Annotated in this window: 15 protein-coding genes and 1 tRNA gene; 6 read left to right on the forward strand and 10 right to left on the reverse strand. The window is 39.5% G+C overall.

Translation table 11 applies throughout. The annotated features are described in order from the left end of the window. Positions 1 to 49: 49 nt before the first annotated feature. The 7 genes from ACIR310F_RS0103700 to ACIR310F_RS0103730 form a co-directional block, all read right to left on the reverse strand. A complete protein-coding gene (locus tag ACIR310F_RS0103700) occupies positions 50 to 1,042 on the reverse strand; it encodes an aspartate carbamoyltransferase catalytic subunit (protein ID WP_028082659.1) in 993 nt (330 codons plus the stop codon). 146 nt (positions 1,043 to 1,188) lie between these two features. Beyond that, entirely contained in the window at positions 1,189 to 2,538 is a 1,350-nt protein-coding gene (gene mgtE / locus ACIR310F_RS0103705; RefSeq protein ID WP_028082660.1) for a magnesium transporter, read from the reverse strand. 332 nt (positions 2,539 to 2,870) lie between these two features. Then, on the reverse strand, positions 2,871 to 3,281 hold the full coding sequence (locus ACIR310F_RS0103710; protein ID WP_231387378.1) for a hypothetical protein: 411 nt from the start codon (positions 3,279 to 3,281) through the stop codon (positions 2,871 to 2,873). 76 nt (positions 3,282 to 3,357) lie between these two features. Beyond that, the gene (locus tag ACIR310F_RS0103715; RefSeq protein WP_028082662.1) at positions 3,358 to 4,671 is read right to left on the reverse strand and encodes an AAA family ATPase; all 1,314 of its coding nucleotides are present in this window, start codon (positions 4,669 to 4,671) and stop codon (positions 3,358 to 3,360) included. A 36-nt stretch (positions 4,672 to 4,707) separates the two neighbouring features. Continuing rightward, positions 4,708 to 6,312 (reverse strand): murein biosynthesis integral membrane protein MurJ, encoded by a 1,605-nt coding sequence (murJ, locus tag ACIR310F_RS0103720; RefSeq protein ID WP_028082663.1) that lies wholly within the window; start codon positions 6,310 to 6,312, stop codon positions 4,708 to 4,710. Between the two features lie 178 nt (positions 6,313 to 6,490). Beyond that, entirely contained in the window at positions 6,491 to 6,988 is a 498-nt protein-coding gene (locus tag ACIR310F_RS0103725) for a pentapeptide repeat-containing protein (RefSeq protein ID WP_028082664.1), read from the reverse strand. A 363-nt stretch (positions 6,989 to 7,351) separates the two neighbouring features. Further along, complete coding sequence (locus tag ACIR310F_RS0103730; protein WP_028082665.1) at positions 7,352 to 8,857, reverse strand: LCP family protein; 1,506 nt, start codon at positions 8,855 to 8,857, stop codon at positions 7,352 to 7,354. 259 nt (positions 8,858 to 9,116) lie between these two features. On the opposite strand from ACIR310F_RS0103730, the gene ACIR310F_RS0103735 reads away from it, so the two are divergent. The 5 genes from ACIR310F_RS0103735 (at position 9,117) to ACIR310F_RS0103755 (ending at position 12,788) form a co-directional block, all read left to right on the forward strand. Next, positions 9,117 to 10,181 carry a mannose-1-phosphate guanylyltransferase gene (locus tag ACIR310F_RS0103735; RefSeq protein ID WP_028082666.1) on the forward strand — a complete coding sequence of 355 codons (1,065 nt, stop codon included), beginning with the start codon at positions 9,117 to 9,119 and terminating at the stop codon, positions 10,179 to 10,181. A 447-nt stretch (positions 10,182 to 10,628) separates the two neighbouring features. Next, the gene (rsfS, locus tag ACIR310F_RS0103740) at positions 10,629 to 11,066 is read left to right on the forward strand and encodes a ribosome silencing factor (protein ID WP_028082667.1); all 438 of its coding nucleotides are present in this window, start codon (positions 10,629 to 10,631) and stop codon (positions 11,064 to 11,066) included. Between the two features lie 5 nt (positions 11,067 to 11,071). Further along, positions 11,072 to 11,572: a CGLD27 family protein gene (locus ACIR310F_RS0103745; protein ID WP_028082668.1), complete on the forward strand. Its 501-nt coding sequence runs from the start codon at positions 11,072 to 11,074 to the stop codon at positions 11,570 to 11,572. 125 nt (positions 11,573 to 11,697) lie between these two features. Continuing rightward, entirely contained in the window at positions 11,698 to 12,651 is a 954-nt protein-coding gene (locus ACIR310F_RS0103750) for an asparaginase (protein ID WP_028082669.1), read from the forward strand. A gap of 60 nt (positions 12,652 to 12,711) precedes the next feature. Beyond that, positions 12,712 to 12,788: transfer RNA gene (locus tag ACIR310F_RS0103755), tRNA-Met, on the forward strand. A gap of 132 nt (positions 12,789 to 12,920) precedes the next feature. Here ACIR310F_RS0103755 and ACIR310F_RS0103760 read toward each other — a convergent pair. The 3 genes from ACIR310F_RS0103760 to ACIR310F_RS0103770 all read right to left on the reverse strand — a co-directional run bounded on the left by ACIR310F_RS0103760 (position 12,921) and on the right by ACIR310F_RS0103770 (position 13,948). Continuing rightward, positions 12,921 to 13,259, reverse strand: a complete 339-nt coding sequence (locus tag ACIR310F_RS0103760; protein ID WP_035367577.1) for an ArsR/SmtB family transcription factor — start codon at positions 13,257 to 13,259, stop codon at positions 12,921 to 12,923. A 140-nt stretch (positions 13,260 to 13,399) separates the two neighbouring features. Further along, complete coding sequence (locus ACIR310F_RS0103765; protein ID WP_028082671.1) at positions 13,400 to 13,720, reverse strand: DUF5615 family PIN-like protein; 321 nt, start codon at positions 13,718 to 13,720, stop codon at positions 13,400 to 13,402. A 12-nt stretch (positions 13,721 to 13,732) separates the two neighbouring features. Next, the gene (locus ACIR310F_RS0103770) at positions 13,733 to 13,948 is read right to left on the reverse strand and encodes a DUF433 domain-containing protein (protein WP_028082672.1); all 216 of its coding nucleotides are present in this window, start codon (positions 13,946 to 13,948) and stop codon (positions 13,733 to 13,735) included. Positions 13,949 to 14,233: 285 nt separating this feature from the next. Here ACIR310F_RS0103770 and ACIR310F_RS0103775 point away from each other — a divergent pair, with 285 nt between their 5' ends. Continuing rightward, the gene (locus tag ACIR310F_RS0103775) at positions 14,234 to 14,653 is read left to right on the forward strand and encodes a hypothetical protein (RefSeq protein WP_028082673.1); all 420 of its coding nucleotides are present in this window, start codon (positions 14,234 to 14,236) and stop codon (positions 14,651 to 14,653) included. Positions 14,654 to 14,805: the final 152 nt, after the last annotated feature.

The following is a 14,805-nucleotide window of genomic DNA, read 5'->3' on the forward strand; positions in this document are numbered from 1 at the left end:
TGTAAGTGCTGTATTAGGAGTATTTTTTGTGGAAGTTGTGTAAGTCCTATTAAAATCTGTTACCGATAAAATACAAAAGTGCCATTCGTACTGCCACACCGCTAGTTACCTGAGATTGAATTAAACTAAATTCAGGATCATCCATTAAATCAGAACTAATTTCTACACCACGATTAACAGGTCCTGGATGTAAAACTTTAACGTCAGGTTGACAAAGTTTTAATTTAGGGCGAGTAATACCAAATAATTGATGATATTCTCTTAAACTAGGTAATAAATTGGCTGTCATGCGTTCTTTTTGTAAACGTAAAGTCATGACAAAATCAGCATTTTCTAAAGCTGGTTCTAGCTGCCAATGGGTAAATAAACGATGAGAATTTTCGTTGACACCCAAATATTCAGCAAAGAATTTAGGTAATAATGTGGGGGGTGCTGCTAAATGCACTTCTGCCCCACTAGCAATTAAACTCCAAATATTAGAACGGGCGACACGGGAATGTAAAATATCTCCAACAATAGCAATTTTCTTGCCTTTTAATAATTCAATTCTTGGTTGTGCGGGATCAATTAAATTACAAATAGTAAATAAATCAAGTAATCCCTGAGATGGATGTTCGTGTTGTCCATCACCAGCATTAAGAACGCTAACTTTTACACCTAAACGATCCATTTCTTGGGCTATACTCAGCGGTACTCCGGCATCTTTATGGCGGATTACCATGATATCAGTTCCCATTGCCAAATAGGTTTTTGCTGTATCTAAAATAGTTTCTCCCTTAGTCATGGAAGATGTGGAAGCAGCAAAATTGAGAGTATCTGCACTTAACCGTTTAGCTGCTATTTCAAAACTACTGCGGGTGCGGGTAGAGGGTTCAAAAAATAAATTTGCTACCACCTGTCCCTGTAATGTGGGGACTTTCTTTGTCCGTCGTGATAGTACCTCTTGAAATGAAGCCGCAGTTTGTAAAACGGCGTTATATTCGGCCGTTGTAAAGTCCGCAAGTGTGAGAATATGATGACGATTCCAGGTAGTTGTAGGCATTTAGATTTGAGATTTTGGATTTTGGATTTTGGATTTTGGATTTGAGATTTTGGGTTATTAGATAATTGGTAATAATGAAAATAATATATATAATTACCAATTACCAATTACCCATTACCCATTACCCATTACCAATTACCAATCCTTTAAGATTGTAAATGAAATATATTTAAAGCCATAGAAACCATACTGAGAAAGGTTAAAAAACCGATGGTATCTAACATGGTTGTGACTAACGGACCACTCATTAAAGCCGGATCTAATTTGCACCGCTTTAAGGCCATGGGTAACAAAGTTCCCAGAGTAACAGCCACCATTGTATTAGTGGCCATGACTACCCCTGCAATTAAAGCTACCCATTTTTCTTGAGGTTTAGCCCAAATCAGCGAAAGAGCAATCATTGTTATTCCTAATGCTAGGGCTGTTCCTAAACCGGCTAAGAGTTCTTTACGGAGGATTTTCCAGGTATCTTCAGGTGTAACGTCTCCTACGCCTAAACTACGAATAGTTACGGTAAGTGCTTGTATACCGACAGTGCCGCCAGTATTAGAAAATATGGGCATAATCACGGCCAGGACTGGTACAGCAGCAATCACAGATTGAAAAGGAGCGATCGCACTGGCCGCGCCAATGTATAATCCCATAATCCCCAATAACCAAGGCAACCGTTTACGAATGGTAATGTGTGGGGGAGATAAGGCTTCTTCGTCACCACTGACCCCTGCCAATTTTTGGATATCTTCTGTAGCTTCTTCTTCTAAAATATCTACTACATCATCAATCGTAATAATACCGACTAATCTATCTTCCCTATCAACCACAGGCATGGCGATTAAGTCGTAACGCTGCATAATCCGGGCGACTTCTTCCTGGGGTGTTTCTGTTCTCACTTTGACAACGTGAGGGCTGGCAATATCTTTAATTAAAACATCGGGAAAGGTAAATAATAGCTGACGCAAAGAAACTACACTCACTAATTTGCGGTTATCATCAGTTACATAGGCGTAGTAAATTGTTTCCTTGTCTTCGTCTTGCAAGCGGATTTTACTGAGGGCTTCACCCACAGTTAACCCTCGCCGCAAGCGGACATATTCCGTGGTCATTACCCGCCCCGCTGTCCCTTCTGGATAGCCGAGAATCGTTGACGTGGCTTGTCTTTGTTCTGGGCTGAGTTGTTGTAATAGTCGTTTAACTACTCCCGCTGGTAGTTCATCAAATAATTCCGCCCGTTCGTCGGGACTCATTTCTTCCACCAGGTGGACTACCTGGGCATCGTGGAGAGAGTTGATTAGTTCTTCCTGTACTTCTGTGGGTAAATATTCAAAGACATCAATGGCTTGGTCTTTGTTGAGTAGCCGAAAAGCGATCGCCCTTTGTTTTTCTGGCAATTGGCTGATATAATCTCCCACATCTACAGGTTGTAGACAATTCAAATCACATTTAAGCTGATTTAAGTCAGCAATATCTAAGGAACTACGAATTTCCTGGGTCAGCATAATAGACATCTCCTAAAGTCTCCCCCGCGCTGGGAGACTGCCTCGCCAGCTTAGAGGAGGGTACTACTGCCATCTGTTGGACTTTTGTCCATAACCTCTCGTGAAATTTAATATAAACACTGAAATCAAATAGCACTGCTAATTGATGGGTTTAGCCTGGAATTTGATTTCCCGATAGACGCTGTTTAACATTTTAAAGGTAAGTTGTCACTTGTACAAGTGGTGACAGCAAATTATGGGTAAAGACTGGGAAGAAATCAAAATTATCCAATCTTTACCCCCAGATGTCTACTCGGACAACAGGTTTAGGCGCGCAACGTTCAATAACTTGCTTAACTTCTTCTGGTATTTGACATTTGGTGATAACTTTGTAAATCCCTATCTAGTGACCAAATAAATACTTCACTCATAGGGAAGAGTTGACACGATTTATGAAATTCTTGAATGATGTTGAGATCACCAAAGCTTGTTCCTTCTTGCTTATCAGGAGCTTTATTTTTGCCTGCCAGATCCGGGAATTGGTCAATCCAGGATAATATTTCTTTTGTATCTGGAAATGCTGTAGGCCGCCAGGGTGCTTCTCCGTTAAATGCAGCCTTAACTTGTTCAACAAAATGGATAGCTGTTTTTCTTCGGATTGTACCGTCACCGTTCTGGGCAATGTGGTTGCCTGTTTCCAGTATTGTCGCCATAGGTAACAGAAAAGTACAGCCTAACTCAATATACTCCTGAAAATTTTGCATCACTGATTCCCTATCCTCATTACAGCGGGGAACATTAAGTATATTGAGGAATACGCTAGTATCAATCAAGCAGATACTACTCATAGCTGTACTCCTGCAAACGAGACAGCCAGGCCAGGGCTTGCTGTTTTCTGTCTTCCGGTGTGTGCGGTGACTTAACAAACCTATCCACTACCCCAGTAGTTACCAGTTGTCCCAATGGTCCTTGTAATATTAGACTAGAGTAATCTTCCATATCTCTAAGCCTAACAAGGCGGCTATTTCCTTTATTCCCTTCTTCTGGATCTCGGAAACAAAAGACTACATCACCTAAAGCAACATCAGGTAAGGCATCCATTAAAGCTGGGTTATGGGTAGAAAGCAATACTCGTAATTTACGCCTCTCGGCAATATCTCGAATGCTGGCCAGTAGATGTTTAGCACGGTTGGGATGAACACCGTTGTCAATTTCTTCAATTACTACTAAACTACCTTGAGTAGCCGATAGCATAGCAGCAGCGATCGCTAACACTCGTAATGTACCATCTGATAATAATGCTGCTTCATAATAGCGACGGTTATCGCCAAAAGTTTCTGCTAGTCGCACCATAACCTCATCCCTAGGTCCAATCAGGAAATCTAGCCCATCTATAGCCTGTTCTGGTAAACTCTGGATGAAATTGAGAATGGTCTGTTGATTTTCAGGTTGGTTTTCCCATAAACGATATAAAACGCTAGAAAGATTTTTACCATCTTCTTGTAATCGCTTATCTGATTTGAAACTGTACTCGCGCATTTTGGCGGGAATAGGATCTAAAAACAGAATATTCTGTAAGACTCGTTGATATTCGCGGACAGTCTCAGGAATTATTTTTTGGGATTTTTCATACTTGACATCAAAACGCCCAGGGCTATCTAATTGCATAAATATAGCCATTTGATCACTGCAAGTTATTTTTGGCTTGTTTTGACCCATTGTAAAGTTGTTATAGGCCACACCAACATCAGTATTTATTCCCTGGGAAGGTTGATCTAATTCATATAAGGGGACTGTATTTATTGAGTCAGTAATGCGCTCACTACTGATGTGTAGTTCTCCATCACGCACGCTCAGAGTTATATTTAATTCATTCCATTCAGGTATATCTAATCGGCAACCAATGGTAAAACTTGATTGTCCATGACAACATAAATCATTGACTCGACCACGCACCACTGCCTCGGCACTATTCACAGCATATTGAATACTAGAGAGTTTTTGTCCTTGTGCCAGCCATGACAGCAAGCGCAAACCTTCCAGGGCGTTACTTTTACCAGCGGCATTTGCACCTATTAAAACAGTCAAAGCTCCTAAAGGTAAGCGGCTTGTGTTATAACTTTTGAAGTTAGCGAGGGTAAATTCGATGATCATGAGAATTATCTGACGGTAATTTTAATTTATTTCTTCTTATTTCTTCAAAAACTTTTGTCGCATCTTAATTACAAAAGTATTCACCTCGGGAATATTCATTCTCGAAGCAATGACAGAAAATACACCAATTCCCACCAAAGCAGATATAGATAATTCTATTAATAAACTAATTAAATTTGGTTTACCCAAAACTTGACGAGAAACTATTAAAGCTCCAAAACTAGCTAGACCCGATATAATACTACCACCAGTTAAACCCAGAATAGGGATACACCATTCCCGCCAAGGTAAACCATTAAGTTTGCGGTTCAGCAAAAATAACAACATCAACATCGAACCACAATTAACGCCAACTGTAGCCAAAACTAAACCCGGTGCGCCAAAAGGTTCAACTAATAAGAAATCCAATATAGCATTGAGAAAAATATTAAATGTACTAATTTTAAAAGGTGTTTGTCCATCACCTAAAGCATAAAATACTCTGACTAAAACATCACGCCCTAAATAGACAAACATCCCAATTCCATAAGCAACTAATAAAGAAGATACTAACTGAGTTGCTTCTTGTTTAAATGCTCCCCGTTGATAAACTATCTGGACAATTAGTTCAGATAAAGATACCATTAAAGCCCCTAAAGGTAGCATAGTAACAGCAGTTAGTAAAAGTCCTTGACGAATGCGTAATTTTAGTTCTGGCCAATTGTCCGGGTGAGAAAGTTTAGCAAATGTTGGTAATAAAGGCAGTAAAATTATATTAGAAATAATTCCCAAAGGAGTTTGCACTAAAAGATTAGCATAGGTAAAACCTGCTGCTGCACCGGCAATAGGACTGGCAAAATAAAGGTCAGTGGCGACATTTATTGGCATCATTCCTGATGATATGGTGGCTGGAGTCATGATTTTAATTACTTCTTGAACACCGGGAGATTTAAAATCAAATCTTAGCCGTAATGTCCCTAATCCTAACCGCCATTGGACAATTAATTGTACTAACCACTGAATAATTCCTCCCGCTAAAGTCCCCCAGGCTAATACCATGCCACCGATGAAAGCATATTCGGGATTAATAATTTGTTTACCATATTCTAGAACTAAAATACCGATACCGATAATAACGGCTAGACTGGATAATAAAGGACTAATTGATAATAACCAATATTGATTAGCTGCATTTAAAGTCCCAAAACCAATCCCAATTAAGCCCGCGAATAAGGACAATGGGGACATAATTTGGATTTGACGAATTGCGATCGCTCTTGTAGTTGCTTCTAAGCCATGACCAACTAAATCAATAATTAACTCAGCGCAGAATATTTGGGCAAATGTCACTACTAGCAACAACCCACCGACAATAGTTGTTACTGTTTCTACTATAGGTGCTGCTTCTTCTTCTTTATGTTTAGATAAAACACTGACAATGGCACTATGTAAAGGTCCGTTGACACCACCAAGTAAGATTAAAAGAAAACCGGGGATAATATAGGCATAACTATAAGCCGTAGCTGCTGCACCTACACCGAAAGCCGCAGCGATTATTTGTTGTCTAATTAAACCAAATACCTTACTAATTAATGTTGCTGCGGCAACAATACCAGCAATTCCAGCGAAAGAACGGGCGGGTTTTTTTTCTTGTTGTGTCACAAAATATTAGTTGTCAGTGGTCAGTGGTCAGTTGTCAGTTGTCAGTTGTTAAGCTGTTACGCAGCTAAATTTGATAAGCACAATTTACTTGAACTTTGTGGTGCGGGCATCTTGCTCACTATAATTATACAAACTAAATGCAGTACAGCTTAGTTGTCAGTGGTCAGTTGTCAGTTGTTCAACGACAACCTAAACTGTCGCGGGTAGAAATACCAGTGACAGGATTAAAACCATCAGCCCTTTTACAGAGTAGGGATATTTGATAACGATCAATTAATGCGTCTGTAAAATCAGCGCCAGTGATATCAGCATCATAAAAGCGGCTGCGGGTCAAAGTTGCTTCCGTAAAAATGGCATTTCTTAGATTAGCACCATCTAAGGTAACACGATCAACTAAAGCGCCTGTTAAATTTGCACCTTCTAAATTAGCCTTTAATAAAACGCCTTTGGTAAAAATGGCGTTAGTTAAATTTGCACCTTGGAAATTTGTTCCCCGCATTTCGGCTGCGACAAAAGTTCCACCGACAAAATCAGTATAGGAAAAGTTACGATTTTCTAAGTTAGCATTGCTGTAGTTAATGGTATTAACTTGAGCCAATGTTATTTGCGGAATCATAATACACAATCCCGCCAAAATAGAAATTAAAGTTAGATATCTTAACAAAATTTTGTTCATAAATTTGTTTAATTGTTTATGGACTTTGCCTCCCCAACCCTCCCCAAGGCTTATGGGGGGGTGCGCGACAGCGCGCGTGGGGCGTATTTCTTGAACTTGGGAATTGCTATAGGAATCCGGTTTGATTCTGTGAATTTACTTGTGTGGTCAGGGAACAGGGAACTCTTAACTCTTAACTCTTAACTCGAATAAAGACAGAATTGATACCTACTGAGTCTTGTATCGCTACGCCACGCAAGCTACCAAAAATCAAATATTATTCCTATATATTATTGTCAATAGTCAATTGTTTTTCCTTGACAACGGACAACAGACAAATGACAAGGAACAACGAACAACGGACAACGGACAACTGACAACTGACTATTTCCAATCTTTACCAATGCGAATTGTCAGGTCAGATTCTAGATCACCGTTGCCTGAAACTTCAACTTGTCCTAAACCTAAAACTTGTTGCAAATCAACTCCTGGTTGTCGGTTGCCTTTTTGGACAATAATCTGAGTTTGATTCTGGGTGTCTGGCCAGTCTGGAACTGGGTAAACATTAGTAAAACCCTTCTGTTTAAGATAGGTAATTACCCTTTGCGTTAGCTGAGGTTGATTAGTAGTATTTTGAACAGCAACTCTCCGAGCAGAAATAGGTCTGGTATCCGACGTAATACCAGCGACATTTACACCAGTAAAATCATTTAATAAGCTTTGTTGACCAGTCATATTTAACCAATAGCTATTAGCATCTTGACTGAATTTGCTAAAAGTACCGGGTAACATTGCCATTTGGAAACTATCCCGTTCTACATTCACGGAAAAATTCGCCAATGCCATCATTTCCTCCGTTTTGAGGTTAGTATCAAAATACTTCCGCATAATGCGAGTTAATTGGGGCAACCTGGGTAAAACAGTGGGACTGTTGAGCTTTTGCATTAAAGCAGTAATTAGTGCTTGTTGTCGCTGAACTCTAAGTAAATCTCCCATACCTAATTCACGAAAGCGGGCAAACTGTTCTGCTTGTTCACCATTAAGATTTTGCCAACCGCTGACTAAATTTATTGACAAGCCACCTGAGCGATCTTGATAATTCATAGTTTGGGGGACAAATACATCTACTCCACCCAACTGGTCAACTAATTGGCGGAAGCCACTAGTAGAAATGCGGATATATCTATCTATGGGAGCATTGTTTAAACTGCGACTAACTACCCGTGCGGCTAAAACTGGACCACCCTTGGCATTAGCTTCAGATACTTGAGTTAAGCCCTGTTCCGGGATAGCTATCATTGTCCCTCTAGGAATTGACAGAACGCGAATCGTCTGATCACTGGGATTTAAGCGCACCAACATCATGGTATCACTTTTACCAGCAAAACTTTCCGGTGAACCGTCTACAGTTCCGGCAACTGGTTCAATGCCCATAATTAAAATATTCATGGGTCTTGATAGTTTATACTGAGAAAGCTGAGTCCATAAACCTGCGGGTATTTTGACTTGATTCTGTTTATAAGAACCAAATTCATCATCTTTCGTTTGGTCTAGATTACTCCATAGAGGAGTCCATAGCGCCAAACTGGATGCTAATAAACCAGATACAGTTATACCTAGAACAAAAGTTAGTACCCACAATAACCAGCGGGGAATTGATAAACCTAATCGCTCATAGAGTTCGTTAGGAAAAGCACCCACTGATTCCACGACGTTACGAGAAGAGTAAACTGATTCTGGTGGTTTTACCAGGGGGTTTGACACTGGTACTTGTTGAATTATTGTCTGATTTTCTGACTTTTGAACTGGTGGCTGTTTTACCTCCTGCTCTGGTGCTGTTACCTGTTGAGGTATGACCTGATTTTCTAACCATTGAATTTGTTTAATCACAATTTTCTCCCCACTCAACCACTCCTTAAAGGTATGTTAATACAAGCTACAAATATTGCGACTGCAAAAGTTGACAGTGCAAATTTTGGATTTTAGAAAAGCATCAGCTAGATTTTGTTGGGTTTTGCTGTCCTCACATTTTTAATTTGTGATAATTACAACATACTTAACTAACCGAAATTATCAGTCAAGATCATCCAAAATTCAAAATTAAATGGATGTAAACTTGTATTGTTCTGCATTGGGTATGCTTTCCAGTATGAATAATTTATTTTTTCCTGTGATTTTAGCAGGTGGTAAAGGTGAACGTTTTTGGCCTCTGAGCCGACTCGACAGACCGAAACAATTTTTAAGTCTTGATGGTAGCTCTAAGAGCTTACTACAAGCAACCGCTGATCGATTGTTACCATTGGCTAACGGTTGGCAAAACTTGTGGGTAATTACCTCCAGCGCCATTGCCCAAGGAGTCAGAGAACAACTTCCTGATTTACTAGAATCAAATTTACTCATTGAATCCGTAGGACGAGACACCGCCGCAGCCGTTGCTTGGGCCAGTTTAGAAATTAACAAGCGTTACGGAGAAAACGCTATGATTGGTTTTTTCCCGGCTGACCACTGGATTGCTGATCCAGAGGTATTTTTAGCTACTATATCCGCTGCTACCGAGTTAGCAAGAAGTACCCCGGCAATAGTGACTTTGGGGATCAAACCTAATTTTCCATCAACTGGCTATGGTTATATTGAGCAAGGTGAAAACTTATGTAGCTTTAATAACTTGCCAGCTTATCATGTTCAGCGTTTTACTGAAAAGCCCGACCGGGAAACTGCCTCAACTTTTTTATCTACGGGACGGTTTAGCTGGAATAGTGGTATGTTCGTTTTTCAAGCCGGTGTTGTTTTAGCAGAATTATGCACTCATGCACCAGAAATTATCCAACCTTTACAACAATATGGCCCTGATATTTACCCCCAATTACCTAAAAAAAGTATAGATTACGCGCTGATGGAAAAAACTAGTTTAGCTTATGTTTTACCGGCGGCATTTGGTTGGGATGATTTGGGTGATTGGAATGCTATTGAACGTTTACTCAAACAAGAGGATAATCCTAATGTAGAACTTGCTACCCATGTTGGCTTAGATACTCAAGGAGCAATTATTTATGCCTCCAATCCTGATGATGTAATTGTCACTATCGGTTTAGAAGATGTGGTCATTGTCCGCGATCGCAATGTTACCCTAGTAGTGAAAAAGGATCGTACCCAGGAAATTAAGCAGATCCTAAAAACTCTGCAAAACGATGGCCGATTTACGGACTTATTATAGGATTTAAAATCTTGGTAGATAGCTCAAACTGTTATTACTCATTATAACTTATAGATTGTATTCTGTGAAATAACAGATTTGAGTTGATTTTTTGGTATTGCATAATAGCAGTATCAATTAAAATCATATTTAAGTAAAATAAATCAGCTACTCAAGGGATTAAATAGGAAAATTTAACAATAATCTGCCAAAAACTAGGACAAAATACTAGAAAATGATGAATAGAGACTAAAGCCATTTAGGCATAAAGTATTAACTGTAGAATATGTTACTATTCAGAAAAAACCCATTCACACAATTCTAGTTCAGTTATTTGTTAGTTACAGGATGACTCATTGACAGTAGCGATCAAGAGTCCCAGTATTTAAAAGCTCTGAGAGTGTCAATTGTCAGTAAGTTACATAAGTAGATCAAGTAGCTGCAAAAGGAAAAAGCATAAGAGGTTGAATGACTGAATCTTTAAGAGGAAATTTTTCATTGACAAAGAAAGCTGTGATCGAACCTAAAACTGACACAGAAACTACAAGTAAAAATTTAGCTCTAACTATTGCTCAAGCCGGTTATGAGCGCAAAGCAGGAGAAATTATATTGCTAAACCTGGCAAATATTTCTTACCTGTCTGATTACTTTGTGATCATGACCGGTTACTCTAAAGTACAGGTGAGAGCGATCGCTGACGCAGTAGAAGGACAAGTGGAAATTGAGTGGCAACGACGACCCCGCACCACAGAAGGAAAAGCGGAAGGAACATGGATACTACAAGATTATGGTGATGTCATCGTCCATATCATGATGCCAAGGGAACGGGAGTTTTATAATTTAGAAGCGTTCTGGGGACACGCGGAACGTATTTTCATGCCAAACTCCGATGATGTTGGGGGTTAACCGATATGATGCGCTCCTCCCTGGAGAATTGTCCAGTGCCTACAGAACAACAACCACTCAATGAGTATGAGGAATTAAAAAACGCCTGGCTATTTCGAGATAGTACCTTAAGCTGGAGCAACTACACCAAAAAAATCTTTTGGATTTGGGCTTGGTCTTGGTTGATAGCAGGACCTGTGGCAGCGGCCAGCTTTCCTCCCCAAAAGCAGATTTTTAATTTTCTGCTTTGTGGATCTGGCTCTGCTAGTGTCACTGTCGTGCTAGTCTTGATCAGGTTGTATTTAGGTTGGTTCTATGTACGCGATCGCCTTGACAGTCCCACGGTATTCTATGAAGAATCTGGTTGGTATGACGGACAAACTTGGACAAAACCCCAAGCAGTCATTACCCGCGATCGCTTAATTGTTACCTACGAAATTAAACCCATTTTCCAACGCTTGCAAATTACCTTTGCCGCATTGGCTCTAATGTATCTTGTGGGTACTATAGTTTGGCATTTCCTGTAAATAGTTATTGGTCGTTAGTTATTATTTATTAGTTATTAGTAAAACAACTGACAACCGACAACTGACAACCGACAACCGACCACTGACCACTGACCACTGACAATTCACAAAGTAGATATAAACCCATGACAATGGGAAAACGAACTCAAGCCGCAGCCCTGGAAGTCCGGTTACTGCGGGAAGGTATTATTGAATCTCGGCATCTAGTCCAGGCTGTAGTTAGCGACGACCGGGGACGGGTTCTTTCTGTAGCTGGTAACGCTGAAACTGCTGCATTTGTCCGTTCTGCTCTCAAACCATTTCAAGCCCTGGCTGTCACTAGCACAGGCACATTAGAACGCTATGGTTTGAGTGATAAAGACTTAGCCATCATCACCAGTTCCCATAAAGGCAGCATAGAACAGGTAAGACAGGTATTTAACATTCTGTGGCGGGCAGATATTGACGCAAATGTTATACAATGCCCAATCCCCCAAAGTAAAAGCAGTCGTTTAGAATATAACTGCTCTGGTAAACACGCAGGAATGTTAGCTGTTTGTCAACAACGCCATTGGCCGTTAACTAACTATTTGGATCGGAAACACCCAATTCAACAGTTAATTATTACCAAAGTAGCAGAATTGCTGCGAATGCCAGCAGAAGAATTTCTCACAGCCCATGATGACTGTGGCGCACCCACATACCTGATGCAACTCAGTCAAATGGCCTCTTTATATGCTGTCTTAGCTTCTAGCAATAGCGTGGATATGGAACGCATCGTTCGCGCTATGAACCATCATCCTACAATGGTGGCTGGTGAAGGAGAATTTGACACAGAACTGATGCGCTTAACTCCAAGCGAATTAGTTAGTAAATCTGGTGCAGAAGGTGTGCAGTGTATTAGCCGACTTGGGGAAGGTATGGGATTAGCTATTAAGGTAATGGATGGCTCAAAACGCGCTAAATACGCCGTAGCTATTCACCTCCTCCAACAAATGGGTTGGATCACCCCCAGCATAGCCCAAAGTCTGGCCGAGAAGTTCATGAACCTGGGGAAATACAAGCGTTTGGAAGTAGTTGGAGAATTATCGCTTTTATAGTTGACAAACTTTTGACTTTGCGTTATATTAAAGGAGTCGAGAGGAAAACGACAAAAGCGACGCGGGATAGAGCAGCCTGGTAGCTCGTCGGGCTCATAACCCGAAGGTCAGTGGTTCAAATCCACTTCCCGCCACCAAATGAAAAAACAAATCTCTGTAGTCTTTCAAGATTGCAGGGATTTGTTCTATCTAGTCATCTCGTTCCCATACTCTGACTGGGAACGAGAAAAACCTACTTAGAATAAATTTGTACCGAGTCTAATTCCCCGCTACTCACAACAGGAACGAGGAGTTAAAACCCCATAATTCAGATGAAACTCTGCTAAATATGTTTCTAGAACCTGAAATTGGGAAGTATTCAAGCTGTAATAAATCCAGCGTCCTTGTTGACGGGAATTTACTAGACTTGCTTCTTTGAGGGTTTTGAGATGAAAAGAAAGTTTTGATTGATTTATTTCTAAAGCATCACATAAGTCACATACACAGAGTTCACGCTGACGCAGAAGTTCTATAACACTGATTCTAATGGGATCTGATAAGGCATGAAAACCCGATACTATTAAACTGTGAGTAGCAATAGGGGAAGTTAGTGGTTTATTTAAGAGCATTAGGTATCTATCCTGATGATATTTGATTTTACTAGATAGGCGATCGCCTAATAATATTAACTTTAGTTAAGCTTGTACTGAGCTTGCCTAAGTAAGTCGAGATAATGTCCAGGATTTAGGGATTTTCAGGATCAGGATTTTTAGATTATAGAAATTTCTTGATAATCACCCAATTCAATTGTATTGATAATAGAGCAAACCTGATCAACTTGTTTTCTAATTTTTGGCCATGAAGTTGATAGTAAAACAACAATTGCAATTTGACGTTCACTCAAATTCTGTTGATAACGCAAATTCTGATCTGTGGTAACAAGTATTTGATATCCTTTATTTTCAGCAGCTTTTAGTAAATCTCCATTTGATAAATTAGACCATCCTTCTTCGTAAGCTGTTGTTACAGAATGGTTGATTAAATATTTTCGTAGTGGTACTGGAGTTCCCTGATCAAAAAGAATTTTCATATCTAATGATATCTAAGCAGCTAATGTTTCAAGCTCATAATTAAGTACAGCTTCAACTTGTGATCTTTGTACAGGGGGAAACCACTCCAAAAACTCATCTACTGTTGCACCATCACGTAAATTTTCAAATAATGCAGTAACGGGAACTCTTGTTCCTCGAAATACCCATGCACCACTGACTTTATCAGGTTGTCTTTCTATAGCATCTAAAGTTTCCCATCCTTTCATTGTTTATTCCTCTTTGGTAAATGGAAAAGTTACATTTAGATTAATTATAAACTAGCAATTGTCAGAATCAGGATATCCAGGATTTGAGGATTTACAGGATTTGATTGATCACTATATGCTATATTCAGTGAATATGCTTGGAATAAGCAAAATGTTAAAAGAGTTTAAATTGTCTTGATTTTGCTAGTTTACAGGTTGATTGTCGAAGATTGCAAATGATGTCACTTAAAATGAAATTAGGTCATTACCAATTTTCCTGTAGAAAATGCTCAAACTTTATTAAATTTGGGTATTGCTTACCAAGATTCACAACAATTAAATTTAGCTTACGATACCTTTAAATCTGCCATTGCCACAGTTGAAGATTTGCGGGTGGAAATTATTTCTGGGGAAGAAAGTAAACGCAAACAAGCAGAAGAATGGAATAAACTTTTTGTACGCATGGTGGAAGTTTGTTTAGGTTTGGGTAAAGAAAGGGAAGCTATCAGTTATATTGAACGCAGTAAAACCCGCAATTTAGTAGAATTGATTGCTGAAAAGGTTGATTTTACACCAATTCAATATCCAGAAATTCAAAATCTGTTAGATGAGAAAACTGCAATTATTCAATTTTACATTTTTAAGGGTTGTTTCCGGGCTTTCATTATTACCAAAAACAACGATAAACCTACATTACCCTCAATCAATTCAATAATTCCCTGTTGAATATGAGGTAAATCACGAAACAGAAAACAAGCTTCTGAAATCACAGCATCACAGGTGAATACAGGTAAATCAACCTGTCTCCATTGAGTTACAGCCCATTGATGAAAGCGATCAGATTTCCTGAAATAAGCAACCAAAACACCAGTATCAAG

The organism is Dolichospermum circinale AWQC310F (assembly GCF_000426925.1).
Lineage (GTDB): Bacteria > Cyanobacteriota > Cyanobacteriia > Cyanobacteriales > Nostocaceae > Dolichospermum > Dolichospermum circinale.